Source organism: Bradyrhizobium sp. CCBAU 51753 (assembly GCF_015291565.1).
GTDB lineage: Bacteria > Pseudomonadota > Alphaproteobacteria > Rhizobiales > Xanthobacteraceae > Bradyrhizobium > Bradyrhizobium ivorense.
This window is the reverse complement of sequence record NZ_CP030037.1, coordinates 3,368,521-3,395,210: the sequence shown is the minus strand read 5'-3', so window position 1 is coordinate 3,395,210 and position 26,690 is coordinate 3,368,521. Positions and strand designations below refer to the sequence as shown.

Annotated in this window: 20 protein-coding genes; 12 read left to right on the top strand and 8 right to left on the bottom strand. The window is 65.2% G+C overall.

Features of this window, described 5'->3' with window-relative positions:
• Nucleotides 1-56: 56 nt before the first annotated feature.
• The 3 genes from XH93_RS15050 to XH93_RS15040 all read right to left on the bottom strand — a co-directional run bounded on the left by XH93_RS15050 (nucleotide 57) and on the right by XH93_RS15040 (nucleotide 6,263).
• Nucleotides 57-3,614 carry an error-prone DNA polymerase gene (locus XH93_RS15050; protein ID WP_194474126.1) on the bottom strand — a complete coding sequence of 1,186 codons (3,558 nt, stop codon included), beginning with the start codon at nucleotides 3,612-3,614 and terminating at the stop codon, nucleotides 57-59.
• Entirely contained in the window at nucleotides 3,611-5,149 is a 1,539-nt protein-coding gene (locus XH93_RS15045) for a DNA polymerase Y family protein (protein ID WP_246799710.1), read from the bottom strand. Before XH93_RS15045 ends, XH93_RS15050 begins: the two co-directional genes overlap by 4 nt.
• A gap of 310 nt (nucleotides 5,150-5,459) precedes the next feature.
• On the bottom strand, nucleotides 5,460-6,263 hold the full coding sequence (locus XH93_RS15040) for an ImuA family protein (protein ID WP_194474124.1): 804 nt from the start codon (nucleotides 6,261-6,263) through the stop codon (nucleotides 5,460-5,462).
• Between the two features lie 256 nt (nucleotides 6,264-6,519).
• Here XH93_RS15040 and XH93_RS15035 point away from each other — a divergent pair, with 256 nt between their 5' ends.
• Both XH93_RS15035 and XH93_RS15030 read left to right on the top strand, forming a co-directional pair.
• A complete protein-coding gene (locus XH93_RS15035) occupies nucleotides 6,520-7,947 on the top strand; it encodes a UdgX family uracil-DNA binding protein (protein ID WP_194474123.1) in 1,428 nt (475 codons plus the stop codon).
• Between the two features lie 497 nt (nucleotides 7,948-8,444).
• Nucleotides 8,445-10,073, top strand: coding sequence for an inorganic phosphate transporter (locus XH93_RS15030; protein ID WP_194474122.1), 1,629 nt, complete (start codon nucleotides 8,445-8,447; stop codon nucleotides 10,071-10,073).
• A gap of 101 nt (nucleotides 10,074-10,174) precedes the next feature.
• Here the strand turns inward: XH93_RS15030 and XH93_RS15025 are convergent, their stop codons facing one another.
• Nucleotides 10,175-11,002 (bottom strand): lysozyme inhibitor LprI family protein, encoded by an 828-nt coding sequence (locus XH93_RS15025; RefSeq protein WP_246799621.1) that lies wholly within the window; start codon nucleotides 11,000-11,002, stop codon nucleotides 10,175-10,177.
• 100 nt (nucleotides 11,003-11,102) lie between these two features.
• Nucleotides 11,103-12,275 (bottom strand): M20 aminoacylase family protein, encoded by a 1,173-nt coding sequence (locus XH93_RS15020; protein ID WP_194475146.1) that lies wholly within the window; start codon nucleotides 12,273-12,275, stop codon nucleotides 11,103-11,105.
• A 371-nt stretch (nucleotides 12,276-12,646) separates the two neighbouring features.
• Between XH93_RS15020 and XH93_RS15015 the strand changes: the two genes are divergently transcribed.
• The 4 genes from XH93_RS15015 to XH93_RS15000 all read left to right on the top strand — a co-directional run bounded on the left by XH93_RS15015 (nucleotide 12,647) and on the right by XH93_RS15000 (nucleotide 16,472).
• Nucleotides 12,647-13,138 carry a MaoC family dehydratase gene (locus XH93_RS15015; RefSeq protein WP_194474121.1) on the top strand — a complete coding sequence of 164 codons (492 nt, stop codon included), beginning with the start codon at nucleotides 12,647-12,649 and terminating at the stop codon, nucleotides 13,136-13,138.
• 10 nt (nucleotides 13,139-13,148) lie between these two features.
• The gene (locus XH93_RS15010; protein ID WP_194474120.1) at nucleotides 13,149-13,589 is read left to right on the top strand and encodes a MaoC family dehydratase; all 441 of its coding nucleotides are present in this window, start codon (nucleotides 13,149-13,151) and stop codon (nucleotides 13,587-13,589) included.
• Between the two features lie 360 nt (nucleotides 13,590-13,949).
• The gene (locus XH93_RS15005; RefSeq protein WP_194474119.1) at nucleotides 13,950-15,569 is read left to right on the top strand and encodes a GMC family oxidoreductase; all 1,620 of its coding nucleotides are present in this window, start codon (nucleotides 13,950-13,952) and stop codon (nucleotides 15,567-15,569) included.
• Nucleotides 15,570-15,575: 6 nt separating this feature from the next.
• Complete coding sequence (locus XH93_RS15000) at nucleotides 15,576-16,472, top strand: alpha/beta fold hydrolase (protein ID WP_194474118.1); 897 nt, start codon at nucleotides 15,576-15,578, stop codon at nucleotides 16,470-16,472.
• Nucleotides 16,473-16,987: 515 nt separating this feature from the next.
• Here XH93_RS15000 and XH93_RS14995 read toward each other — a convergent pair.
• Nucleotides 16,988-17,395 carry a GFA family protein gene (locus XH93_RS14995; RefSeq protein WP_194474117.1) on the bottom strand — a complete coding sequence of 136 codons (408 nt, stop codon included), beginning with the start codon at nucleotides 17,393-17,395 and terminating at the stop codon, nucleotides 16,988-16,990.
• 227 nt (nucleotides 17,396-17,622) lie between these two features.
• On the opposite strand from XH93_RS14995, the gene XH93_RS14990 reads away from it, so the two are divergent.
• The 4 genes from XH93_RS14990 to XH93_RS14975 all read left to right on the top strand — a co-directional run bounded on the left by XH93_RS14990 (nucleotide 17,623) and on the right by XH93_RS14975 (nucleotide 20,345).
• Nucleotides 17,623-18,570: a metallophosphoesterase gene (locus XH93_RS14990; RefSeq protein WP_194474116.1), complete on the top strand. Its 948-nt coding sequence runs from the start codon at nucleotides 17,623-17,625 to the stop codon at nucleotides 18,568-18,570.
• 14 nt (nucleotides 18,571-18,584) lie between these two features.
• On the top strand, nucleotides 18,585-18,908 hold the full coding sequence (locus tag XH93_RS14985; RefSeq protein ID WP_139857484.1) for a cupredoxin family copper-binding protein: 324 nt from the start codon (nucleotides 18,585-18,587) through the stop codon (nucleotides 18,906-18,908).
• Between the two features lie 94 nt (nucleotides 18,909-19,002).
• On the top strand, nucleotides 19,003-19,560 hold the full coding sequence (locus XH93_RS14980; RefSeq protein WP_194474115.1) for a sigma-70 family RNA polymerase sigma factor: 558 nt from the start codon (nucleotides 19,003-19,005) through the stop codon (nucleotides 19,558-19,560).
• On the top strand, nucleotides 19,557-20,345 hold the full coding sequence (locus XH93_RS14975) for an anti-sigma factor (RefSeq protein WP_194474114.1): 789 nt from the start codon (nucleotides 19,557-19,559) through the stop codon (nucleotides 20,343-20,345). The genes XH93_RS14980 and XH93_RS14975 overlap by 4 nt, the downstream gene beginning before the upstream one ends.
• A gap of 121 nt (nucleotides 20,346-20,466) precedes the next feature.
• On the opposite strand, the gene hpnO is transcribed toward XH93_RS14975, so the two are convergent.
• Nucleotides 20,467-21,858: an aminobacteriohopanetriol synthase HpnO gene (gene hpnO / locus XH93_RS14970; protein WP_139481960.1), complete on the bottom strand. Its 1,392-nt coding sequence runs from the start codon at nucleotides 21,856-21,858 to the stop codon at nucleotides 20,467-20,469.
• 102 nt (nucleotides 21,859-21,960) lie between these two features.
• Here hpnO and XH93_RS14965 point away from each other — a divergent pair, with 102 nt between their 5' ends.
• Nucleotides 21,961-22,593: a DUF2147 domain-containing protein gene (locus XH93_RS14965; protein WP_194474113.1), complete on the top strand. Its 633-nt coding sequence runs from the start codon at nucleotides 21,961-21,963 to the stop codon at nucleotides 22,591-22,593.
• Between the two features lie 68 nt (nucleotides 22,594-22,661).
• Here XH93_RS14965 and XH93_RS14960 read toward each other — a convergent pair whose 3' ends face one another.
• Nucleotides 22,662-25,277 carry an MMPL family transporter gene (locus XH93_RS14960; RefSeq protein WP_194474112.1) on the bottom strand — a complete coding sequence of 872 codons (2,616 nt, stop codon included), beginning with the start codon at nucleotides 25,275-25,277 and terminating at the stop codon, nucleotides 22,662-22,664.
• A gap of 450 nt (nucleotides 25,278-25,727) precedes the next feature.
• On the opposite strand from XH93_RS14960, the gene ispH reads away from it, so the two are divergent.
• Entirely contained in the window at nucleotides 25,728-26,654 is a 927-nt protein-coding gene (gene ispH / locus XH93_RS14955; RefSeq protein ID WP_139857479.1) for a 4-hydroxy-3-methylbut-2-enyl diphosphate reductase, read from the top strand.
• Nucleotides 26,655-26,690: the final 36 nt, after the last annotated feature.

Sequence of the window (26,690 nt, the reverse complement as noted above, 5' to 3'; positions counted from 1 at the left end):
TCGCACCTCAGGATGACGGTATTAGATCTCCATGCGTCACAGCCATCTCGTCTGCCTCAATGAAAATCCCGTGACGGCGGCAGGATGCGGACGTTGCGGGGGTGGCGGATTTTCTGCGCCGGTGTGTCGGCGTGGTCGCGGCGGTCATCGTTGAGCGGCTCGATCAGCGCGGGACCTGCAGGCACCGGGTGCTTGCGCGAGAGAGATTCGTTGGCGAGGCCGATCAGATCGTGGGAGCGGTCGATCATGCGCTGCGCCACCAGATGAGTGACGCCTTCCGGGCTGCTCTGGATGTAGCCCTCGACCAGGATCAGGCGCGCGCCCATCACCTCCTTGCGGTACTGCTCCATCACCTTCGGCCACACCACGATGTTGGCGATGCCGGTCTCGTCCTCCAGGGTCATGAACACGACGCCCTTGGCGCTGCCCGGCCGCTGCCGCACCAGCACCACGCCGGCGCAACGGACGCGGCGGCGGTCGCTGTCGCGGTTGATGGTGTGGCAGGCGACCACGCGCTCTTTCGTAAACATCTCGCGCAGAAATTCCATCGGATGGCCCTTCAGCGACAGGCGGATGGTCTGATAGTCGGCGACCACCTGCTCGGGGCGCGGCATCTCCGGCAGCGGCTGAGCGCCCTCATCCGGCTGCTCGCGCGCGACTGCCGCCTCGAACAGCGGCAGCGGCACGTCGTCGGGCAGCCGCCGCACCGCCCACAACGCCTCGCGACGGTCGAGCCCGAGCGAACGGAACGCATCGGCATCCGCAAGCAGGATCAGCGCGCGTTTCGGCAAGCCGGTGTCGCGCGCGAACTCTTCCAGCGAGGTAAAAGGTTTTCGGTTGCGCGCGGCGACGATGCGGTCGGCCCAGTCGGGTTCATCTCCATCCAAGGCCACGCGGGAGGTGGGTGGGTTCCCTCCCCCCTTGAGGGTTAGGGAGAGGGGTAAGCCGCACGGGCGGTGGTCGTGGCTTACCCCTCTCTCCAACTCTCCCCCGCAAGGGGGGAGAGAGCCCAACCGTTCGTGCCTCCCTGACGCACGCACATTTACGCTTTGCATCCTTCGCAACGCCTGATCGCGCTTCAGCCTCTCCTCATCCTCATCGAGCCAATGGAAACCGTCGATCTGGCGAAAACCCAGCCGCACCGCGCAATATTTTCCGTCGCGCTTTTCCAGCGTGTTCTGCGCGAAGCTGTAGGAGACGTCGACCTCGCGCACGGTGACGCCGTTCTTGCGGGCGTCGCCGACGATCTGGGCCGGGGCGTAAAAGCCCATCGGCTGCGAATTGAGCAGGCCGCAGCAGAAGGCGTCGGGGTGATGGTGCTTCAGCCATGAGGAGATGTAGACGAGCTGCGCGAAGCTGGCGGCGTGACTTTCCGGGAAGCCGTAACTGCCAAAGCCCTTGATCTGGTCAAAACAGCTGCGGGCGAAGTCGGGCGAGTAGCCGCGCGCGACCATGTTGCCGACCAGCTTCTCTTCGTAAGTGCCGATGGTGCCGAGGTTGCGGAAGGTCGCCATCGAGCGGCGCAGGCCGTTGGCCTCCTCGGAGGTGAACTTTGCCGCCTCGATCGCGATCCGCATCGCCTGCTCCTGGAACAGCGGCACGCCGAGCGTCTTGTGCAGAACATTGTAGAGCTCGTCCGGTGGGCCGTGCTCGGGCGCCGGCGATGGATAGGTCTCTTTTTCGACGCCGTTCCGCCGGCGCAGATAGGGATGCACCATGTCGCCCTGGATCGGGCCGGGGCGGACGATTGCGACCTCGATGACGAGATCATAGAAGGTGCGCGGCTTCAGGCGCGGTAGCATGTTCATCTGGGCGCGGCTCTCGACCTGGAACACGCCGAGCGACTCCCCGCGGCACAACATGTCGTAGACGCGCTTGTCGTCCTGCGGGACGGTGGCGAGTTCCCAACGCTCGTTCTTGTGCAGGTCGATCAGATCGAAGCATTTGCGGATGCAGGTCAGCATGCCCAGCGCCAGCACGTCGACCTTCATCATGTTGAGCGCGTCGACGTCGTCCTTGTCCCATTCTATGAAGGTGCGGTCGTCCATCGCGGCATTGCCGATCGGCACATAGGTGTCGAGCCGGTCCTGGGTCAACACATAGCCGCCGACATGCTGCGAGAGGTGGCGGGGAAACTCGATCAGCTCGGTGGCGAGCTCGACCGCGAGGTTGATCATCGCATTCTTCGGATCGAGGCCAGCCTGCCGCACCTGCATCTCGTTGAGGCCCTTGCCCCAGCTGCCCCACACGGTGTCGGCGAGCGCCGCGGTGACGTCCTCAGTCAGCCCGAGCGCCTTGCCGACGTCGCGGATCGCGCTGCGCGGGCGATAATGGATGACGGTGGCGATAACAGCGGCGCGGTGGCGGCCGTAGCGGCGGTAGACATATTGCATCACCTCCTCGCGCCTGACGTGCTCGAAATCGACGTCGATATCGGGCGGCTCCAGCCGCTCCTTGGAGATGAAGCGCTCGAACAACAGATCGACCTTGGTCGGATCGACCGAGGTGATGCCGAGCACGTAGCAGACGGCCGAATTCGCCGCCGAGCCCCGCCCCTGGCACAAAATACCCTGGCTGCGCGCGTAACGTACGATGTCGTGCACGGTGAGGAAGTAATGCGCGTATTTCAGCTCGGCGATCAGCGCGAGCTCCTTGTTGAGGGTGGCGCGCAGTCTGTCGTCGATCTGGCCGTCGAAATAGGTGTCGACGCCGGCCCAGGTCAGGTCCTCCAGATGCTGCTGCGCGGTCTTGCCCGGCGGCACCGGCTCGTCGGGATACTGGTATTTGAGCTGGTCGAGCGAGAAGTCGATGCGCGCGGCGAAGCGCATGGTCTCGGCGATCGCCTCCGGCCAGTCGCGGAACAACCTGATCATCTCATGCGCCGGCTTGAGATGCCGCTCGGCATTGGCCTCGAGCTTGCGACCAACAGCCTCGATGGTGGTCTTCTCGCGGATGCAGGTCAGCACGTCCTGCAGCGGGCGACGCGCCGGATGATGGTAGAGCACCTCGTTGGTGGCGAGCAGCGGCACATCGGCCTCCGCGGCGAGCGCATGCAGCCGCGCCAGGCGGCGCCTGTCGTCGCCGCGGTAGAGCAGGCTTGCGGCAAGCCAAACGCCGTCGGCAGCACTGGCTTTCAGTTGCGCGAGCAGGTCGAGCGCCTTTGCCGCGTCGAAGCGATGCGGCAGCGCCAGCACCAGCAGTTGGCCCTCGGCGAACTCGATGAGATCGGACAGCGTGAGACGGCAATCACCCTTCTCGATCCGCACGATATCATCGCCGCGCTTGCCGCGGGTGAGCAACTGGCACAACCGGCCATAGGCGGCGCGGTCGCGTGGGTAGACCAGAATGTCAGGCGTGCCGTCGATGAAGACGATGCGGGCGCCGATCAGGAGTTTTGGCGGATGCAAAACCTTGTCGCTATCGAGCTCCTTGTAGGCGCGCACCACGCCGGCCAGCGTGTTGTGGTCAGCGATGCCGATCACGGGAATTCCCAGCTCGCTCGCCTGATGCACATAGGCGCGCGGATCGGAGCCGCCGCGCAGGAAGGAGAAATTGCTGGTGATGCCGATCTCGGCATAGTCTGGAATTCGCTGAATTCCGGATGGCGCCTTCATGCGAACAGCCCGTGCACATACCAGTTGGCCGGCCTTGGCTCGCCGTCGTCGTCCTTCAGCTCGCTCTCATAGAGACCGTCGCGAAAAATCCAGAAGCGCTGGCCCTCGGCATCCTCGACGCGAAAATAGTCGCGCGTCAGCGACCCGCCGTCCCGCTTCCACCATTCCATCGCAATGCGCTCGGGGCCCTCGACCCGCACCACCGCATGCAGCGCGCGCCGCCAGGTGAACTGATGCGGCGGACCGTCGGGCACGGTCGCGAACGGCACTTTGATGGGCTCGGGCCGCTCGAACAGTCGCAACGGCCGCAGCGGCGGCTCGCCGGTGACGCGTTCCGGCCAGGCCGCGGCGCTGGCGGCGGCAAGATGATGCTGCGCCGGCACGGCGAGCGCTGCACGCTCCGGGATATGGCTTTCCAGCGGCAGATGCACGACGACGCGCTTGCCGCCGATGCGGGCGGCGATGCGGTCGATCAGCGCCGACAGCTGGTCATTATCGTGCACGTTGGCGTCGAGGTCGCGCTGCTGCTGCACCACGATCTCGGTACGCCCGGCGGCGAGACGAATGAGATCGAAGCCGAAGCCAGGATCGAGCGGATCATTGAGCGCCTCGAGCCGCTCGCGGAACAGGCGGTCGATCAGCTCGGGCTGCGTCACCGGACGCCCGGTCTCGACCATGATGCTGCGTACCGCGCCGTCGGTGCGGAAGAAGCTCGCTTCCAGCTGCCGAGCGCCCTTGCCCTGCTTGTCCATCGCCGCGACCAGCATTTTGGCGAGGCTTTGCAGCGTCAGCATGATCACAGTGTCGGTGGCAACAGGTTCGGGAAAGCGCTTCTCGACGATGTAATCGGGCAGCGGCTTGCGCGGGCTGATCGGGGCATCGCCGCGCCCGAGCGCGTGGCCGAGCAAGGTGGTGAAGGCGGCGCCAAACCGCGCCGAGATCTCGTGCGGCGCGCGCGCGGCGACATCGCCGATGGTCTTCAAGCCGGCGCGACGCAGGCCGGTGATGATGGCGGGATCGGCGCCGAGTGCGGACACCGGCAGCGGGCCGACCGCCGCCGCCTCCTCGCCGTCGGCCACGATCGTTCCCGAGGCGCAGCGCGTCAGCGTGCGCGCCGCGATCGAGGTGCCTGATATCGCCGCGCTGACGGCAAAGCCGCGCTGGCGCAGCGCATTGGTGACGATCTGCAGCAGCGCGCGCTCGCCGCCGAACAGATGCGCGCAGCCGGTGATGTCGAGGAACAGGCCATAGGGTGGATCGAGCGCCACCAGCGGCGTAAAGCGGTCGCACCAGTCGGCGATGTCGTTCAGCGTCTTGCTGTCGGCGGCGGGATCGGCGTCGTAGACGGTCAGCTCCGGGCAGATCGCGCGCGCATTGGCGAGCGGCAGCCCGATCGACAGCCCGGCATGCACCGCGGCCTCGTCGATGGAATGCAGCAGGATGGCGTTGTGATCCTTTGCCACGACCACGCTGGGGATGTCTTCCCTTGCCTCTCCCGCTTGCGGAGGAGGCCGGATCGCATCGCGAGATGCGATCCGGGTGGGGGCTCTCTCCTCAGCGGGACTCGTGGAGAGACCCCCACCCCAACCCTCCCCCGCAAGCGGGAGAGGGAGCCCGGCCGATGTGCTCGCCTCACAAGAAGAAGCGTTTGCCATCTCATCCGTGAGGGACGCACCAGCGGATGGGTTCCCTCCCCCCTTGCGGGGTCCGAGGCGAGCGGAGCTCGCTCTCGAGGTTAGGGAGAGGGGTGAGCCGCATACGCCGGCGTCCGTGGTACCCCTCTCTCCAACTCTCCCCCGCAAGGGGGGAGAGAGCCCTACCGGTGTGCTCACCTCACATGAAGCATCAGCTTGCGAGACGGACTGCGCGAGCTGGCGCTTGATGCGATCGATGGGCAGGCGTGGCAGCCAGAGGCTGAGGATACGCCGGCGGTTCACTGAACTGGCACTCATCACATTTCCATTCCATGATCCATCGCCCGACCGGGCCATGACGGTTGCGCACGAGTTGGGCGTCGAAGCGCGGCGCGCCCCAGGCGCTAGCGGAGGACCCCGGCGGCGAATGCGCGGCGCGCACGATCCAGCGCGTCTCCGCGGTCGAGGGGATCGGCGTCGCTGCGATCCGCAGCAGCAGCGCTGACACGCCGGAGGCTTGCGCGGCGAGCGTCAGCTTGCGGCTGGCGACGAGGTCGAGCTGGCGCACATTGCCCCAGATCTCGATCACGACCGCGCCAAGCGCATCGCAGGCGAGCGCGTCGGCCGCGGTGCGCAAGGCGGCATCGACATCGGCGGCGCGCACGGTGACGAGCAGGCGCGGATCGAGGCCGAGCTCGCACAACCCGCTCATCGACAGCGCGCCGTTTTCAACATCGGAAAAATCCTGCCGCACCCAGACCAGCGGCTTGCGCGGCGACAGCCGTCCGGCCAGCCCCGTGATGAAGCCGGTCGCAGCTCCCGCTTGATGGCCGTCGGCGAACACCTCATGCAGGGTGGCCGGCGCCAGCCCGCCGTGCAGCATCGCGTCAGCACTGGGGTGGCCGAGCGCGATGCGGTTCGACAGACCCGCATCCAACCCCGCGTCGATGGGCGCCTCGATGCGCGCGATGCTGCCGCGCAGGGACGCAAGCGTACTCATGCGTGCGCCGTTCATGATGCGCCGCTCCTTCCCAATCAAAATTTTGAGGCCGTCACTGGTCTGAACAGAGAACCAGGGACTGGCTCATTTGTTCATGATATGTTCTAATATAAAGCTAACAGGGCCGGCGGAGTCAACCGGATTGGTGGGCTCTCCGATTCATCAGCGGAATCAAAGGGATTCAGGACTGATCCGAACCGGACGCAGTGCCTCCCCGCGGCATCGGCCGCGGGCGCTCGAAACGACGGCGTGACGACAACGGAGCAATTGCATGCGCATCATCACGCTCGACAGCGACACCGATTTCGAAGGCTGGCGCAAGGCCGCGCGGCGCCTGGCGGTGAATGCGGTGAAGCCATCCGACGTCACGTGGACGGTGCGCGGTGCGGTCGGATCGTGTGCCGCATTCGGCATCGACGATCTGCCCGATGCGCCGCAGGCGTTCAACGTGCCCGCCACCTTCGTCGAGCTGGCACGGACCACGATCCTGCATCAAAGCCGCGAGCGCTTCGCCCTGCTCTATCGCCTGCTGTGGCGGCTGCGCAGCCATCATGATCTGCTCGGCGCGACCACCGATCCTGATGTCGCCGAGGCCAACGCGATGGCGCGCGCGGTCTATCGCGACATCGACAGGATGCACGCGCTGCTCCGCTTCCGCGAGATCGGCCGCGAGCAGAACGCGCATTACGTCGCCTGGTTCGAGCCCGAGCATCACATCGTCGAATGCGCCGCGCCGTTCTTCGCCAGCCGCTTCGCCGACATGCCGTGGTCGATCCTGACCCCCGACGTGTCGGCGCATTGGGATGGCCATGCGATCTCGATCACATCAGGCATCGACAAGGCCGAAGTGCCGAGCGAGGAGAAGCTCGAGGAAGCCTGGCGGCGGCATGGCAGCGGCCTGTTCAATCCGGCGCGACTGAAACTGATGGAGGCGCCGCAGGCCTATTGGAGGAACCTGCCTGAGGATTCGATCATTAGGCCCCTAATCGAAGACGCGATGCGAATGACGAGCGGCCCCTTCATCGCCCGCAAGGCGACGGAGCCGCGTCAGCCCGAGCAGCAACGGCAGGATGAGCCGATGGCGAGACGAGAGGCCCACGACACGCTTGCGGCGCTACGCCAGGAGGCCGCCGATTGCCGCGCCTGTCCGCTGTGGAAAGACGCGACCCAGACCGTGTTCGGCGAGGGCCGGCAGACCGCGTCGATGATGCTGGTCGGCGAGCAGCCCGGCGACAAGGAAGATCTCGCCGGAAAACCCTTCGTCGGCCCGGCCGGACTGATGCTCGATCGCGCGCTGGAGGAGGCCGGCATCGATCGCCGCAAAGTCTATGTCACCAACGCGGTAAAGCATTTCAAATTCGTGCCGCGCGGAAAAATCCGGCTGCACCAGAAGCCGAACACGCCGGAGATCCGCGCCTGCCGGCAATGGTACGAACGCGAGCTCGCCGCCATCAAGCCCGACCTCGTGGTGGCGCTCGGCGCCACTGCGGCGCAAAGCGTGCTGGGCAAGATCACGCCGATCAACAAAAACCGCGGCCGTCCGATCGAGCACGATGGAACCAAGGTGCTCGTGACCGTGCACCCCTCCTATTTGCTAAGACTGCCGGATGAGGAGGCCAAGGCGCGGGAGTATCAGCGTTTTATAGACGATCTAAAAATCGCGGCGGGCCTGCTGCGCCGCGCGGCGCACGCCGCGTGACATGCAACCGTATGGAATCCCTGTAGAACCAACGCTTGCGTGAGACCGTTGGTGAGAATGTTATAAAGACTCACAAACCACTACAACCTTTAATTGATCTGTGCTACGATAGCATTTCCAAGGATCGGGCGTCATGTTCACGCCATGACGTTCCCTGAGGTTCGCGCGCCGCACGGTTCGACTAGCCCCAGCTGCGCGGCGCGCGACCTCGCTTCCGCCCCCTCCCCGCGATGCCGCCGTTTCCCGCCACGGGCGCGATCTGCGCCGGATGGCGGCGCGTGTTTCATGGCAATATTCATGACGTGATGCGGCGCGTGCGGCCACGACGCTCAGACTGTGCGAACGTTATCAAGGGGAAGCACGAAGATTCAGCGCATCGAGCGCGGCGCCCGCCCAGATGCTTGCTGCAGCTGCACAAATCAACGTTGCTACTGTCATCTAACCTTCAAGTCCCTCAGTCAAAACTGGGCCTCACACTGTATGTGAGGGGCGTCAGAATGACCGATATTACAGCCAATTCTTCGATGGCCGACGGAGCGCCGATCCAACCGGCGTCACGGCCCAATCTCGACAAGGGTTTTAACCCGCTCACCATGATCATCTTCTTCGGCATTCTTGCCGTGGGGCTCTTGTACGTTGCCTACAGCATCTACGCCGACGTCGATGCCACCGGCACCAGGGTCACCTCCTACCTGCCCTACATTCTGCTGCTCGTTGCGCTGCTGATCGCGCTCGGCTTCGAGTTCGTCAACGGCTTCCACGACACCGCCAACGCGGTGGCCACCGTGATCTACACCCACTCGCTGCCGGCGGAAGCCGCGGTGATGTGGTCCGGCCTGTTCAACTTCCTCGGCGTGCTGACCTCGAGCGGCGCGGTGGCGTTCGGCATCGTCTCGCTGCTGCCGGTGGAGTTGATCCTGCAGGTCGGCTCCAGCGCCGGCTTCGCCATGGTGTTCGCGCTGTTGATCGCCGCGATCCTGTGGAATCTCGGCACCTGGTATTTCGGCCTGCCGGCCTCCTCCTCGCACACGCTGATCGGCTCGATCATCGGCGTCGGCGTCGCCAACGCGCTGCTGCGCGGCCGCGACGGCACCTCGGGCGTGGACTGGGGCAAGGCGACCGAGATCGGCTACGCGCTGCTGCTGTCGCCGCTGGTCGGCTTCATCTGCGCCGCCGTGCTGCTGCTGCTGCTCAAGATGATCGTCAAGAACCCGGCGCTGTATGCCGCCCCTGAGGGTCACAAGGCGCCGCCGCTCTGGATCCGCGGCCTCTTGATCCTGACCTGCACCGGCGTCAGCTTCGCCCACGGCTCCAACGACGGCCAGAAGGGCATGGGCCTGATCATGCTGATCCTGATCGGCACCGTGCCGACCGCCTACGCGCTGAACCGCGCGCTGCCGGACAGCCAGGTGGTCAAGTTCCAGCAGACCTCGGAGGCCGCCTCCAAGGTGATCGCGACCAAGGGCGCCGGCCACAACATCATCGGCGATCCCCGTCCGGCGGTGACGCAGTACGTCTCCTCGCACCACATCAGCGAAGGCACCTATCCCTCGCTGTCGGTGCTGGTGAAGGACATCGGCGACCAGGTGCAGAAGTACGGCTCGCTCAACAAGGTGCCGTCGGAAGCCGTCGGCAACACCCGTAACGACATGTATCTGACCTCGGAAGCGATCCGCTTCCTGATGAAGGACAAGGAAAACGATCTCAACAAGGAAGAGGTCGCGACCCTGAACGCCTACAAGGCCTCGCTCGACAGCGCCACCAAGTTCATCCCGACCTGGGTGAAGGTTGCGGTCGCGATCGCGCTCGGCCTCGGCACCATGATCGGCTGGAAGCGCATCGTCGTCACCGTCGGCGAGAAGATCGGCAAGACCCACCTGACCTACGCGCAGGGTGCCTCGGCCGAGCTGGTCGCCGCCGCCACCATCGGCGCCGCCGACGTGTTCGGCCTGCCGGTGTCCACCACCCACGTGCTGTCGTCGGGCGTCGCCGGTGCGATGGCGGCCAACGGCTCCGGCCTGCAGGTCGCCACCATCCGCAACATGGTGATGGCCTGGGTGCTGACGCTGCCCGCCGCGATCCTGCTGTCCGGCGTGCTCTACGTGATCTTCGCCCGGGTGTTCTGATCCCGCGCGAGCCACGGCTCACAGATGCGAAGGCCCGCGCCACCGGCGCGGGCCTTTTGCTTTGGGGACCACTCACATCGCCATCGCGTTCGACGCGGCCATCACGGCTTCTTCGGGGCGGGATCGGCGCGGTTCACATCCGCGGGCGGATAGGTCGCGGCGGACAGGCAGTCGCGCATCCACTCCTGGTCAGCCAGCTCAACAGACGTATCGGGGTCGTATTTCCAGAGATCACTTGCGTGCGGTGTCGGCCGTTCGTTGGAAGGAACCGGATTCGTATTCCAGCGCGCATTGGCCTTGAGTTCAGCATCGTCGTCGGCGTCCGGGCATCGCTCGGTCGTCTCGGCGTAGCCGATTGAGCAAGTCGCTACCGGCTTGGGGGCACCGTCTTTCACGATGCTGACAGTCCGGTATTCAGTCCCGTGACCGGTCGCCCAAGTCAGTTCGACGCTGCAAATCCTGTCGCTGTTTTGGCGGCGGCCCTCGCCAAAGCAGCCGTAAACCCAGCCATGAGGTGGCGGCAGCAGATAGCAGGCCGTCTTGTATCCGGCGAACGCGCCGCCGCTGTCCTTGGACGCGACACCCCGCTGTCGCTCCATTCTGCGGACCAGTTCGCCGGTCTGCAGGCTCTTCATGCGGTCGCGCGTCACCTTCAACAGCGCCTCGCGCTCCGCTATTTCTACATCGTCATCCTCCTGAGATCCGCGGGCGCCTTGCGAACGCACCTCCAACCATCGCCGCTGGCTGCGGATCAATGCGTCGTGAAATTCGCGGTCCGTGGTTGCGCGAAGCAGCTTGAAATAGGCCGCGCTCATCGCGGCGTCGGCCTTCCGCAGAGAAGGCGACGCGCAGATCACTTTGTCGACACGCGCGGGTGCCTTCGCACAATCCAGCGCGTGAGCCGGCGACACGGGGGCGACGGCCGTCATTGCGAGAAGCAAAGCGCCGAAGCAATCCATGCCCGGCAAGCGGTGCGATGGATTGCTTCGCTTCGCTCGCAATGACGGTTGGGAGGGCAGCACCGAGCCCTCACGCCGCCAGCGCGTTCTCCACGATCTTGACGAAATACGAGGTGCCGAACACGATCGCCTCGTCGTTGAAATTGTAGGCGGGGTGGTGCAGGCCGGCGCTGTCGCCGTTGCCGCAGAAGATGAAAGCGCCGGGGCGCGCTTCCAGCATGTAGGAGAAGTCCTCTGCGCCCATCAGCGGCGGCATCTCGTGCACATTGGCCTCGCCCGCCACCTCCCGCGCGATGCGGGAGGCGAATTCGGTCTGCGCATCGTGATTGACGGTGACCGGATAGCCGTGCTCGTAGGTGAGATCGATCTTGGCGCCGGTCATTTTGGCGACGCCGTCGACCACTTCGCGCACCCGCTTCTCGACCAGTTCGCGGACCTCCTTGGTCAGGGTGCGCACGGTGCCGCGCAGCTCCGCGGTCTGCGGGATCACGTTGCGGGCGTTGCCGGCGTGGAATTCGCACATCGAGATCACGGCTGAATCCAGCGGATCGATGGTGCGCGCGACGATCTGTTGCAGCGCGGTGATGAGCTGCGCGCCGACCAGCACGGAATCGATGCATTTGTGCGGCCGCGCGGCGTGGCCGCCGTGGCCCTCGATCTTGATGTCGATCGCATCGGTCGCGGCCATGATCGGGCCGGAGCGGATCGCGAACGAGCCGATCGGAATCCCCGGACCGTTGTGCATGCCGTAGACCTGCTCGATGCCGAAGCGGTCCATCAGGCCGTCCTTGATCATGGCGGCGGCACCGGCACCGCCCTCCTCGGCCGGCTGGAAGATCACCACAGCATCGCCGGCGAAATTGCGCGTCTCGGCGAGATAGCGCGCCGCGCCGAGCAACATCGCGGTGTGGCCGTCATGGCCGCAGGCGTGCATCTTGCCCGGCGTCTTCGAGGCGTATGGCAGGTTGGTCTGTTCCTCGATCGGCAGCGCATCCATGTCGGCGCGCAGGCCGATCACCTTGACGTCGCCCTTGGCGGGTCCCTTCCTGCCCTTGATCACCCCGACCACGCCGGTCTTGCCGAGGCCGGTCGCGACCTCGTCGCAGCCGAACTCCCTGAGCCGGTCGGCCACGAATGATGCAGTGCGGTGCACATCGTAGAGCAGTTCGGGATTCTCATGGATGTCGCGGCGCCAGGCCTGGATATCGGGTTGCAGATCGGCGACGCGGTTGACGATGGGCATGTGAGTTCGGACCTCGGGGTTGGACGACAGTGTCTTGTCTAGCATGCAAGAGCCGATCCACCCAACAGATGGTGGCATGCCGCAGCCCGGGGCCCGTATTCGCAAAATGTGATGGAGCGGCCAGGATCACTGCCTTCGTCGGCCGCATTCCGCGCCGATCTGACACCCATTGCCAAAATGCCGAAAAACAACCCCATGCAAAGTAGCCGGCAGCTGGCGCTCGACCAGGCACTTGACACGTCGGGCAAGTCACCAGTACCCTTCCAATATTCCGAAATTGCGCAAATGCCCCGTCGCCCGGGCTATCGCATGTGATGCTCTAGGCCAAGATCATCTGGCCGTGGATCTGCGGCGCAGCAGGAGGAGGCACGATGGCGCAAGCAGAAAGTTCTGCGGCCGGCTCGTTCGAAACCGATTTCTGGAAGGACGCGAAGCTGCGCAAGATGTGGGACGAGATCGTTCCCGGCGAACCGCGCAAGACGCTGCCCTACAGGCTGACGCAGGAGGCGATCGCGCTGTATTGCCGCGCGGTCGGCGAGACCAACCCGCTCTATCTCGACGAAGCTGCAGCGAAGGCCGGCCCCTATGGCGGGCTGGTCGCGCCGCCCGCGATCCACATCCTCCTGATGTTCGCCTGCACGCCTGCGGACGACTGGATGCGCTCGCCCGGCACCGTCAACGCCGGACAGTCCTGGAGCTACAACATCCCGGCCCGCCCCGGCGACACCATCACCCTGCAGGCCCGCGCGCTCGACAAGTTCATCAAACGCGAGCGGCTGTTCGTGGTGCACGACAACGTCTTCTTCAACCAGCATGGCGACGTGATCTGCTCGGGTCGCGGCCAGACCATCCGTCCGATGTGAGGAGCCCACGATGACCCCAGCGAATTTCGATTCCCTCAAGGCCGGCGACAGCATCGAGGGCCCGGCGTTTGCCGTGTCACGCGAATCCATCCGCCTGTTCTGCGATGCCTCGCTCGACTACAACCCGCTGCATCTCGACGACGACTACATGAAGGGCGATTTCGGCAAGACCAATTTCGGCGGCATCATCATGCACGGCATGAACAATTTTGGCCTGATCACGCGCATGCTGACCGACTGGGCAACGCCCGCGGGCGCGATCCATCGCCGGCTGGAGACGCGCTGGCTGAAGCCGGTGAAGCCCGGCGACACCATCCGCCCCGCCGGCACCATCAAGGCCAAGCAGACCACCGCCAAGTCGCGCTGGGTCGTAGTCGACGTCGCCGTGCAGAACCAGCGCGGCGAAACCGTCGCCGCCGGTGAAGCGATGCTGGAGTTTCCAACAAGCTAGCGCACATCGCGCAATTCGCGGGAACGGCCCCACTTCGCCTCTCCCCGCCTGCGGGGAGAGGCCGGAACGCATCGCAGATGCGTTCCGGGTGAGGGGGAGCCTCCGCGAACGCAGCTACCTCCGCTGATGCGGAGACAGCCCCTCACCCCAATCCTCTCCCCGCATCCGCCTTCGCCCGAAGGCGGGCTTCGGCGAGACAAGAGAACGGGGCGAGGGAGCGCAGCACCGTTGCGTCGACATCCGGCGCAAGCAACGCCCTGATCATCCAGCGCACGCCCGGCTGCATCGGCCGGGCTTGTCTCAACCGGCTGCGTCTGCCTAATAGTCGTCCAACAACAGACGTTTGCCGGGAATGAGGACATGCCGCGAAGGCTCGAGGGTGATTACGACTACATTATCGTCGGCGCGGGCACGGCGGGCTGCATCGTGGCCAACCGCCTGTCGGCCGATCCGACCAAGCGCGTGCTGCTGCTGGAGGCCGGCGGCAACGACAACTGGATCTGGTTTCACATCCCGGTCGGCTATCTCTTTGCGATCGGCAATCCGCGCTCGGACTGGATGTTCAAGACCGAGGCCGAGCCCGGCCTCAACGGCCGCGCGCTCGCCTATCCACGCGGCAAGGTGATCGGCGGCTCGTCGGCGATCAACGCCATGATCTCGATGCGCGGACAGGCCGCGGACTACGATCACTGGCGGCAGCTTGGCCTCGCCGGCTGGAGCTACAGCGACGTGCTGCCGGCGTTCAAGCGGCTCGAGGATCACTTCCTCGGCGCCAGCGAGCATCACGGTGTCGGCGGCGGCTGGCGCATCGAGGCGCCGCGGCTGTCGTGGCAGATTCTGGACGCGGTCGGCGACGCCGCGGAGGAGATGGGCATCAAGCGGATCCCCGACTTCAACACCGGCGACAATGAAGGCACCAGCTATTTCCACGTCAACCAGAAGCGCGGCCGGCGCTGGTCGTCGGCGCGCGGCTTCCTCAAGCCGGTGTTGAACCGCCACAACCTCCGGCTCGAGACCAACGTGCTGGTCGACCGCCTGGTGATCGAGAGCGGCCGCGCCGCCGGCGTCCAGTTCCGCCAGGGCGACGAGACGATCGAGGCGCGCGCCAGGGGCGAAGTGATTCTCTGCGCCGGCTCGATCGGCACCACCCAGGTGCTGCAGCGTTCCGGCATCGGCCCCTCGGAATGGCTGTCGCCGCTCGGCATCGACATCGTCGTCGATGTGCAGGGCATCGGCCGCAATCTGCAGGACCATCTGCAGCAGCGCGCGATCTACAAGGTGAGCGGCGTGCGCACGCTGAACGAGACCTATTACAATCTGTTCCGCCGCGGCCTGATGGGGCTCGACTATGCGGTGCGCCGCCGCGGTCCGCTGACCATGGCGCCGTCGCAGCTCGGCATCTTCACCCGCTCCGATCCGACGCGCTCGCGCGCCAACATCCAGTTTCACGTGCAGCCGTTGTCGCTCGATAAGTTCGGCGATCCCTTGCATCGCTTCCCCGCGATCACGGTCAGCGCCTGCAATCTGCAGCCGACCTCGCGCGGCACGGTGCGGATCCGCTCGGCCGCGGTGGACGACAAGCCGGCGATCGCGCCGAATTATCTGTCGACCGAGGACGACCGCCAGGTCGCGGCCGACGCGATCCGCACCACGCGAAAACTGATGAAGCAGAAGGCGCTGGAAAAATATCAGCCGGAGGAATTCTTGCCCGGCCCGTCCGTCGGCGACGACGATGCGTCGCTGGCCAAGGCCGCCGGCGACATCGGCACCACGATCTTCCACCCCGTCGGAACCGCGAAGATGGGTACGGCCAACGATCCCTTGGCCGTGGTCGACGAGCGCCTGCGCTTCTACGGCCTGCACGGCCTGCGTATCGCCGATGCCTCCGTGATGCCGACCATCACCTCGGGCAACACCAACACGCCGACCGCGATGATCGCCGAAAAGGGCGCCGCGATGATCTTGCAGGATGCGCGATAGCAGGCGATGACGCAGGCGCAACGCATCTTCGTTGGTGACACCGACGCGCCGGTCGCGCTGGCGCGATGGGGCGAGCCCGGCAGGCCGCCGGCACTGCTGCTGCACGGCACGGGGTTCGTGGCCGAGGTCTGGACCGAGGTGGCGGAGGCGCTGGCCGCCGATCACACCGTCTATGCAGTCGACCGCCGCGGCCACGGGCTGAGCCACAAGCCATCCGCCGACCACTATCACTTCCGGGATTTCGCCGACGACCTCTGCGCCGTGGTCGACGCGCTCGACCTGCATGACATCTACGGCATCGGCCACAGCGCCGGCGCCACCGACCTGTTGCTCGCGACCAAGCTGATGCCTGACCGCTTCGCGCGGCTGTTCGTGATGGAGCCGACGGTGATGGATCCGCACACGCCGCGCCCCGGCGGCCTGAGCGAGATGTCGGCCGCATCGGTGCAGGGCGCGCTGCGCCGCCGCGCCGAGTTCGACAGCGCCGACGCGCTGTTCCAGCGGCTGCGCACGGCGCCGGCGTTTGCGCCGTGGACCGAGCGGTCGCTGTGGGCCTATGTCAACAACGGTTTTGCAAAACTCGACGACGGCCGCATGCGGCTGCGCTGCACGCCGGAGATCGAGTCCGCGCTGCTGCGGCCAATCGTCGAGGCGATGGAACAGGTCTATGCCGGCGATGCGCGCGGCAATCCGTTTTCGTGGCTGTCCGAGATCAACTGCCCGGTGTGCATCGCGACCGCCGAGCAGTCAGGGATGGTCTACAAGATCATGGCCGACCGCGCCGCAGCGCTGATGCCGCATGCAAGCCGCATGAGCTTTGACGGCATCGGACATTGCGTCGCGCAGGAGGCGCCGGCACTGCTGCTCGAAGCGCTTCGGACATTCGCGGCGCGGCCGGATTAAAGCCGGATGGGTTTTGGTTGAATCGGCTCGCGGCGGTTTCGGTTCACCTCTCCCCGTCGGGGAGAGGTCGGATTGCGCTCGGCGATGCGAAGCATCGTCCGGTGCAATCCGGGTGAGGGCTCTTGCTCTTTCGATAGACCGACACCCCTCACCCGATTTGCTGCGCAAATCGACCTCTCCCAAGGGAGAGGTGAACCTTCAATGCCGCTCCAGCTCGCTCCAGCTCAACGTAATCTCATCACGCTTTAGCACCGGCCCAAAGAAAACGCCGTCCCCTCGCGGGGACGGCGGCACGCCACTCACGCAGTACTGGAACCGTTTCTTCGTGCTTGTCGCGATGCCCGGCGTCAGCCGGCCGGCCAAAAAGCGCGCGACGCCAAGCAATGACGAAAATAAAGCGCGCTACCCTTACACCCTGGCGCTGACACTAAGCTGACGGTTGCAAGACAGCCGTGTTGCGGCCAAGCCTGTAGCGCCGGGACAACGGCCGCCCGGCCGGCCGTCACGCATTCGCGCTAGGCCTGCGGCGGGAAGCGCTCGAAGGCCGGCAGCCGGTGCGCATCTTCCATCCAGCGCAGCCGCTCGGCGACCTGGACATGCATGGCGGCCGGCACCGCGTCGGGGTCGTCATAGGTCCCGCTCTGAATATCGATCAGCCCGGGCATGATGTTGTCATTGGTGTAGAAAAGTCCGCTGCCGCAGTTTTCGCAAAACTGCCGGCGTCCATGTTCCGAGGACTTGTAGAGCTTGGGCTGGCCCTTGGTCAGCTTGACCGCCTCCTGCGGGTACATCGCCCATCCGACCATCGGCGCGCCGGCGTGGCGCCGGCAGTCGGTGCAGTGGCACAGCGAATGGACGATGGGTTCCCCCGTCACCTCATATCGAACCGCGCCGCAATGGCAGCCGCCGCTGATGTTTCCCATGGTCGCCTCCACCTGATGCGTGTTTTGCCGGAGCGATAGACCCGGCGGATGGCGGCGGCAACGGCGCATCATGCCGTTGCGTCCACCTGTCGCGCGGCCGGCCGCGCTGCCCTCACGAAATCGTCATCGCCGCGCTCAGACCGGCGCAGGCCGACGGGAATAAAGCCCCGGCGCTTCCAATCACGTCTCCGGAAACCCAATCCCTGGGGACCACGGGAGACTTTGTCATGAGCGGACACGACCACGACCATCACGACGATACGGGCGTCAGCCGACGCAAGGTGCTGGAATGCATGACCTGGGCCGGCACCGGCGTGCTCTGGACAGTTTCGGGCGGCGTGCCGCGCTCGCTCGGCATCGTCGGCTCGGCCGCGGCCGCCGAGCCTGCCGGCATGACCTTCCTGCAGATCAGCGACAGCCATGTCGGCTTCGACAAGCCGGCCAATCCGAACGCCATCGGCACCTTGGAAGAAGCCATCAACCAGGTTCGCGGCATGCCCATGAAGCCGTCGTTCATGATCCACACCGGCGACATCACGCATCTGTCGAAGGCCAAGGAGTTCGACGACGCCGACCGCATCATCTCGCAGGCCAAGCTCGACGTGCATTACGTGCCGGGCGAGCACGACATCATCGACGAGGAGGTCAAGCTCTACAAGGAGCGTTACGGCAAGGGCACCAAGGGCGCCGGCTGGTATTCCTTCGATGCCGGCGGCGTGCACTTCATCGGCCTCGTCAATGTCGTCGACCTCAAGGGCGGCGGCCTCGGCAATCTCGGCAACGACCAGCTGGAATGGCTGGAGAACGACCTCAAGGGCCGCTCCAAGTCGACGCCGATCGTGCTGTTCGCCCACATCCCGCTGTGGACGGTGTATCCGCAATGGGGCTGGGGCACCGAGGACGGCGGCCGCGCGCTGGAATACGTCAAGGGGTTCGGCTCGGTCACCGTGCTCAACGGCCACATCCACCAGGTGATGCAGAAGGTCGAGGGCAACGTCACCTTCCACACCGCGCGCTCGACCGCGTTCCCGCAGCCGGCGCCGGGCTCGGCGCCCTCGCCCGGCCCGATGAAGGTCGAGGATGCCAAGCTGCGCAGCATGCTCGGCGTCGCCAGCATCAACTTCAAGCAGGGCACCGAGCGGCTCGCGATCATCGACACGCCGCTGCAGGGCTGAAGGGAAGACGGAAGATGAGTACGATCAGTCGCCGCGACTTCGGCATCGCCGCGGTCGCGACCATGCTCCTGCCTGTGTCCGCGGCCCGCGCCGACGATACTGCGATTCACATCGACAACTTCGTGTTCGAGCCGGCCAAGCTCGACATCAAGACCGGCACCACCGTGACCTGGACCAACCGCGACGACATCCCGCACACCGTGGTGTGCGCGGGCAAATTCCGCTCCAAGACCATGGACACCGACGACAGCTTCTCGTTCACCTTCACCGCGCCCGGCGAGTACAAGTATTTCTGCTCGCTGCATCCGCACATGACAGGCAGCATCAAGGTTGGCTAATTTGGCGAGCCAGGTCATCACACCCCTGCCCGGCCGGTGGGCTCCCGCCCCCGGCCGGGTGCGACCGTCTTCCGAAAACACCGGGCAGGACACGATGGCTGTCAAAGCGTCGGACGAAGATCCCGAAAAGGCGCGGCGCTTTCGCGAAGCCGCGCTGCCCTACCTCGACGACGCCTATACGCTGGCGCGCTATCTGCTGCGCGACGCCGCCGACGCCGAGGATGCGGTGCAGGAATGTTACCTGCGGGCGTACAAGCATTTCGACAGCTACCGGGGACCGGCGATGAAGCCGTGGCTGTTCGCGATCCTGCGCAATGTCTGCCGCGCCGAATATGCGCGGCGCAAGACCGCGCCCGCCCCGGTCGAGGAGCTGCCGGAGAGCGCCGAGCAGGCGCCGATGTGGAATGAGCCGGCCGAGACGCCGGAGCGCCAGCTGCTGCGCCGCTTCGACGGCGACACCGTGCGCCGGCTGATCGCGGCGCTCGCCGAGCCGTTCCGCGAAACCTTCGTGCTCAGGGAAATCCAGCATCTTTCATACCGCGAGATCGCCGATGTCGCCGCGGTGCCGGTCGGCACCGTGATGTCCCGCCTCGCGCGCGCCCGCGCCATGCTGCGATCGGCCTGGCTCGCGGAACAGGAGCAAGCGAAATGACATGCGAGGAAGCCGAAGTGCTGCTTCACGCGCTGATCGACGGCGAACTCGACGCCGGCCATGCGCGCGAGGTGGAGGCGCATATCGCGGGCTGCGCGCACTGCGCCGCCCTGATGCAGGAGTATCAGGAGATTCGACAGGCCATGGCCGAGAGCGACGTGCAGTACAAGGCGCCGCTCGAGCTGCGCCGCCGCATCGAACAGGCGCTACCGCAGCCAACGGCGCAAATGCAGGCCAACGTGCAGCCGCTGCCGAACCGGCGCGCGGTGCTGCGCGGTTTTGCGATGGGCTCCGCGGTCTCGGCGATCGCCGCGACCGGCCTGGTTGCAATCGTGCTGCGCAACGACGATGCGCAGCGCATCGAGGCCGAAATGGTGTCGGCGCATCTGCGCTCGCTGCAGGCCGGCCACCTCACCGACGTGATCTCGACCGATCAGCACACGGTGAAGCCGTGGTTCAACGGCAAGCTCGACGTGTCGCCGCCGGTGATCGACCTCACCGCGCAGGGCTTTACCCTGATCGGCGGCCGGCTCGATTACGTCGACGCCCGCGCCATCGGCGCCGTGGTCTATCGGCGGCGCCAGCATGTGATCAATTTGTTCGTGGCGCAGACCGCAAACACCGAGCGGCGCGCGGCGCAGACCGCGACCCTGCAGGGCTTCAACATCCGCCGCTGGAGCGACCGCGGCCTGAACTACTGGGCAGTCAGCGATCTCGGCGCCGACGAGCTCGCCGAGTTCGGCGAGAAGTTCGAAGGCGCGATGCGCGCCAACAAGGAGGGGTGAGTTTCAGGCGCTGTTTCCCCGTGTCGTCATTGTGAGCGAAGCGAAGCTATCCATCTATCCGCGCACGCGGCACGATGGATTGCTTCGCTTTCGCTCGCAATGACGGATGAAGGAGCGCGGCTTACGCCGACTTGCGCACCGCGTTGTCGACCAGGGTCTTGCCGAGCGACCAGATTGCGCCGGGGACCTTGTGGCTGCCGGCGATCACCTCGTCGAACGCCTTTTCGATCCAGGCGCAGTCGTCCTCGGTGATCGTGAGCGGCGGCAGCAGCTTGATGGTGTGGAGGCCGTGGCCGGCGACTTGCGTGAGGATCTTGTGATCCTTGAACAGCGGCACCGTGATGAGCTGGCAGAACAGGCCCTTGTTGGCGGTCTCCAAGAGATTCCACGACGCCTTCAGCCGCAGCGATTTCGGCGGGCCGAACTCGACGCCGATCATCAGGCCCTTGCCGCGGACTTCCTTCATCAGCTCGTAGCCCGGCACCATCCGGGTCAGCGCGAGGCGCAGCTCGGCGCCGCGCTTGGCGGCCTGCTCGACCAGCTTCTCGTGCTTGATGACATCGAGCGTGGCGATGCCGGCGGCCATCGCGAGATCGTTCTTGCCGAACGTCGAACCGTGCACGACGGCACGGTCCATCTGGTTGAAGATCTTGTCGAAGATGTGCTTGCGGGTCAGCAGCGCGCCGATCGGCACGTGGCCGCCGGACAGCGCCTTGGCGAGCAGCACCATGTCGGGCTCGATGCCCCAATGCTCGACCGCGAGGAATTTTCCGGTGCGGCCGATGCCGGTCTGAATCTCGTCGGCGATGAACAGCGTGCCGTATTTGCGGCACAGCGCCAGCGCGCCGGGCAGGAACTCGTCGGTGGGCAGATTGACGCCCTTGCCCTGGATCGGCTCGACGATGAAGGCGCCGACCTGGCGCGACGACAGCGCCTTCTCGAGCGCCTCGAGGTCGTTGAAGGGAACGGGGGTGCAACCGGGCAGCAGCGGCTCGAAGCCGCTGCGGAAGTTGGTGTCGTCGGTCAGCGACAGCGCGCCATAGGACAGGCCGTGGAACGAATGCGTGCAATAGACGATGCCGGGGCGACCGGTGGCGGCGCGCGCGAACTTGATCGCGGCCTCGACAGTCTCGGCGCCGGAATTGGCAAAAAACACCTTGTCCAGATATGGGACATGTTCCAAAAGGCGTTCCGCGAGCACGCCGGCGAGCGTGGAGACGTCGAGTTGCACGAGATTCGGCAGATCGGCGTCGAGCACACTCTTCAGCGCCTCGCGCAAGGCCGGATGATTCCGGCCAATCGCAAAAACGCCAAATCCACTCAATAGATCGAGATAGCGAGCCCCCTGACGATCGTAGAGGTACTGGCCTTGCCCCTTCTGGAAGCCGACGTCGTAGCCGATGGTTTTGAGAACGCGAACGAGCTGTTCGTTGAGGTGTCGCGTGTGCATGGCACCGCGCTGCCCCTCTCGCTCCACAAAAATCTCGGAAACGTCTAGATTGGAACTTACCATTCGTTACATACGTCGGTTGATGGCCATTTCGTCAACATAAAACGCTCGATAGCGGCGTTTTGCCCCCCGCTCGGATCGTCGACTTAAGCACAGGTTTGGACCATGTTGCACTGCCCAAGAACTTTCGCGCGCACAATAGCCCTCTCAAGTTTATTTTTGGCCACCGTAGTATCACCGGCACTGGCTGCGGACCCCACTGGCGACTGGAAGGTCGCTGACGGCGTTGCCATCATCCGCGTTGCCCAGTGCAATGGCAACATGTGGGGTGCGGTCTCGTGGGAAAAAACCCCCGGCGGCACCGACAAGAACAATCCCGACCAGGCGAAGCAGACCCGGCCGACGCTCGGCATGCCAATCCTGATCGAGATGAAGAAAAAGCCCGGCGTCGATGCGTGGGAAGGTCAGGTCTACAACGCCAAGGACGGCCAGCACTACAGCTCGACCATCAAGCCGGTCGGAACCGACCAGCTCGAGATCCAGGGCTGCGTGCTCGGTTTCCTCTGCGGCGGCGAGACCTGGACGCGTGTCGGCCCGCCGATCCCGGTGAGCGCCGCCGGCAACCCGGCGGCCAATCCAGCTGCAAAGGGTGCCGCGCCGAAATCGACGGCAGCTGCGCCGAAGACCACCGGCACGGCAGCCAAGAGCGCGCAGAAGCAGGGCGCCAACGCCTCAGCTGCCGATATCGGCGATATCTGCCTGCTTCCCGAGATCGCGCATCCGACGCCGACGCGCTAGCTCAAACGACCTAAGGCGCGATGACGATCCAATCCGATCGCATCGCGCTGTAGCGGCGCGCCGACGCGTCAGGTGACGTCGTCGGCCGTATCGCCCTCCTTTGCGACCTCGCGCGGCTTGCCCATCAGCGCGGGCTGGAACAGCAACACCGCCGCCAGCGTCGTGACGAGCGAGAGCGCCAGCAGCTTGCCCATGCTCGCGGTTCCGGGATGACTGGATAGCCAGAGGCTGCCGAACGCGGTTGCCGTGGTCAGCGCGCTGAAAAAGATCGCGCGGGTCAGGCTCGATTGCAGCAGATTCGTTCTGCCCTGCCGCCATGCCGTGACATAATAGATCTTGAACGCGACGCCGACGCCGAGCAGCAGCGGCAGCGCGACGATGTTGGCGAAGTTGAGCGGCAGGCCGATCAGCACGCAGATCTCCAGCGTGACGATGCCGGCGACCAAGAGCGGCACCAGCGTCAGCAGCACGTCGACCACCCGCCGCAGCGTCAGGTACAGCAGCACGCTGATCGCCACCAGCGCCAGGATGCCGGCGTGGATGAACGCATCCACCACCACATCGCCCGATTTGAGGATCGAGACCGGCCCGCCGATCGCGGTCGGCTCGGCGGCGAGCACCGCGTCGGCGAAGCGGCGCAGATTGTCGTTGTCGTTCGGGTCGCCCTTCGGCTCGACCTCGACCCGCATCAGGCCGTCCTTGGTCTTCCAGCTCGCGACCAGTTCCGGCGGCAGGTTCTGCAGCGTCACGGTCTGGGCCTGCAGCGTGTTGCGCAGCTGCTCGAACACGATCTTCATCGGCGCAACGAAGATCTCCTGCGCCTTGTCACGGGTGGCCTGGTTCGAATCGGCGAGCTTCTGCAGGTCGTCGGCGAGCCGGTGCGCGGCGACCGCGCCCGGCCCCTTGCCGTCGCCCGCGGTCTTGCGCAGGCTGTCGACCGAGCTCTTCAGCGACTCGATGTTCTCCTGATCCGACGGCGCCGGATCGACCGAATCCGGGTTGAGCGCCGGACCCAGCGTCTTGGCCGCCTGCGCGATCAGCTTCAGCTTGGCCGGCTGGTCCTCCGGCACGAAGCTGTCGAGCGACATCACGCGCGACACTTCCGGCAGCTTCTCGAGCTTGGCCTCGATCTTCCTGGCGTCGGCCTCCGAGTTCGTCATCACGTTGATGGCGTTGGCGCCGGTGTTCGGATCCTTCCTCAGGTCGAGGAAGGTCGCGATCGATTCCGCATTCTTGTTGCGCAGATTGATCGGGTTGAAGTCGAACTTCATGTAGTGGAGCAGCGGCAGGCCCGCGACCGACACCAGGATGGTGCCGACGATGATCGGGATGCGGTGCTTTTCCAGGAAGTGATCGACCGGCGCGAGGAAGGCGTAGCCGACCGGCTCCTTCTCGCCGGGCGGATTGAGCAGATCGAGCAGCGCCGGCAGCACCGTGATGCTGGAGATGAACGCCACCACCATGCCGGCGCCGGCGATCTTGCCGAGCTCGGAGATGCCCTTGTAGTCGGTCGGCAGGAAGCAGAGGAAGCCGGCGGCGGTCGCCATCGCCGCGAGCGACAGCGGCACCGCCGAGCGGCGCGCCGCGTTCTCCAGCGCCAATGTCAGATTGTCGTTCTTGAAGCGCTCGGAGCGGTAGCGCACGCTGAACTGGATGCCGAAGTCGACGCCGAGGCCGACGAACAGCACGGCAAACGCGATCGAGAGCAGGTTGAGCGATCCCACCATCATCAGACCGACCGCCGTGGTGATGGCGAGGCCGATGAACAGATTGAGGAACACCGCGAAGATGATCTTACCCGAGTGCAGCGCCATCCAGAGGATGATCAGCACGATCACCACGGTGCCGATGCCGTTGGTGATCGCGCCGTCCTGGACGGTGGCGTATTCCTCATTGGCGATCGGCACCGGCCCGGTCAGCCGCACGCGGGCGTGGAAGGCGGTCGGAAAATTCAGGTCGGCCGCCGCCTTGCGGATCGCATCGGTCGCGCCCTTGCCCGGCTCCAGCGCCGAATAGTCGATGATTGGCTTGATCTCGATGAAGGCGCGCTTGTCCGAATCGGTCAGCGGCTTGTCGCTGGTGAGCTCGCGCCAGGAGAAGGTCGCATCGCCCTTGGCGAGGATGGTCTCGATCGTTTCCGAGATCAGGTTGAACGGACGCACGGCATTGTCGAGCTTGACCTGGCCGCGCTTGACGCCGGCAAGGCCGGTCTCGAGCGCACCGGTCAGCCCGCGGATCGAAGGATCGCCGGCCATGATCTCGACCAGCGGCGCCGACTGCTCAAGCTGGGCCGTGGTCTTGGCGACCTCTTCGGTGGGCAGGAACAGCAGGCCGTTCTTCTCGAAGAACTCGCCGGAGCCGAGCGGCGTGATCGACTCGAAGTTCTTCTTGTCGCCTTGCAGCCGCTCGGTCAGCGCCTTCGCCGCCGAGCTGGTCAGCTCAGGGGTCTGCGCCTCGACCACCGCCAGGATCAGCCGCTCGCGGTCGAATGCTTCCTCGAACTGGTTGTCGCGCTTGCGCCAGTCCAGATCGGCCGAGATCAACTTGTTGATGTCGGTGTTGATCGAGAAGTTGCGCGCCGCATAGATGCCCGCGCCGATCGAGAGCAGCAGGGAAAAAATGACAACAGGAAGAGCAAAACGCGTACACGTCCGAACAACTGAGACGACAATATTTGTCAGCACTTCTTATCTTTCCAATCTCGGGGAAGCATGGCCGAAAACGCCCGCTCTCTAGCGGAGTTCCCGGGGCCGATCTAATGTTGTTTTGGTCATTCTCCTCGACGGAATGGCGAGGAGGTCCCGGACAACCGACACGGCCGTGAATGGCCGGTATAAACCGCCCCAGAGGGCGATAAAGTGACGAACAAGTGAGGGGGACGGACGGTCGCAGGGGCGATATCCCATACCATAATACCTCAGACGGCTTCTCGCACGGCCCAGCAACATTTCGTAGCACTACCTTTTTGGGGCAAAACCCTGTAGTTCCATGTGCTTGGGGCGTTCCAGCCACAGGAACTGTGATGGCACGGATGGTGCAGCTCACGCTGCGGTGTCCGGCCCGGTGAAGTGCGACGCCGAAATGGTCGCAAGCGCGTTGAACGGACTGGTGCAATTTTGCGTAACGGACGTCCTATGGAAGTGTTTCTGGCCCAGCCGCGCGGCTTCTGTGCCGGTGTCGTGCGCGCCATCGAGATCGTCGAACGTGCGCTCGAGAAGTACGGCCCGCCGGTCTATGTCCGCCACGAGATCGTGCACAACAAGTACGTGGTCGAAAGCCTGAAGAAGAAGGGTGCGATCTTTGTCGAGGACCTGTCGGAAGTGCCGGCCAAGGCGGTCACCGTGTTCAGTGCCCATGGCGTGGCCAGGAGCGTCGAGGAGGAGGCTGCCGCGCGCGACCTGCCGGTGCTCAATGCCACCTGCCCGCTCGTCACCAAGGTCCATAATCAAGGCAAGCGCTATATCTCGAAGGGCCGCGCCCTGATTTTGATCGGGCATGCCGGCCACCCCGAGGTCGAGGGAACCATGGGGCAGGTTCCCGGCCCGGTTCTGCTGGTCCAGAGCGTCGAGGACGTGGCGGAACTCACCCTTCCGACCGACACCCCGGTCGCCTATATCACCCAGACGACGTTGTCCGTGGACGACACAAGGGACATAATCGGGGCTCTTCAGGCAAAATTTACAGACATTCAAGGCCCGGACACCCGGGATATCTGCTATGCGACACAGAACCGCCAATCCGCGGTAAGGGACCTGAGCAAACTGGTGGACGTCATATTGGTGGTTGGGGCCGCCAATAGTTCCAACTCAAACAGGCTTCGCGAAATCGGCACCGAGGTCGGCGTCGCGAGTTACCTCATTGCCGATGGGAGCGAGCTCAACCCGGATTGGCTGAAGGATGCGAAGGCCGTCGGCATTACAGCGGGCGCCTCGGCGCCGGAGGTTTTGGTCGACGATGTGATCGAGGCGCTGCGGCGGATCGGACCGGTATCGGTCTCGGTGCTCCCCGGCCGCGAGGAGAATATCGAATTCCGGCTGCCGGCCGAACTGACTGCAGGCTGATCTGAACCCACTTCCGTTAAGTGCAGAAAGAAAATC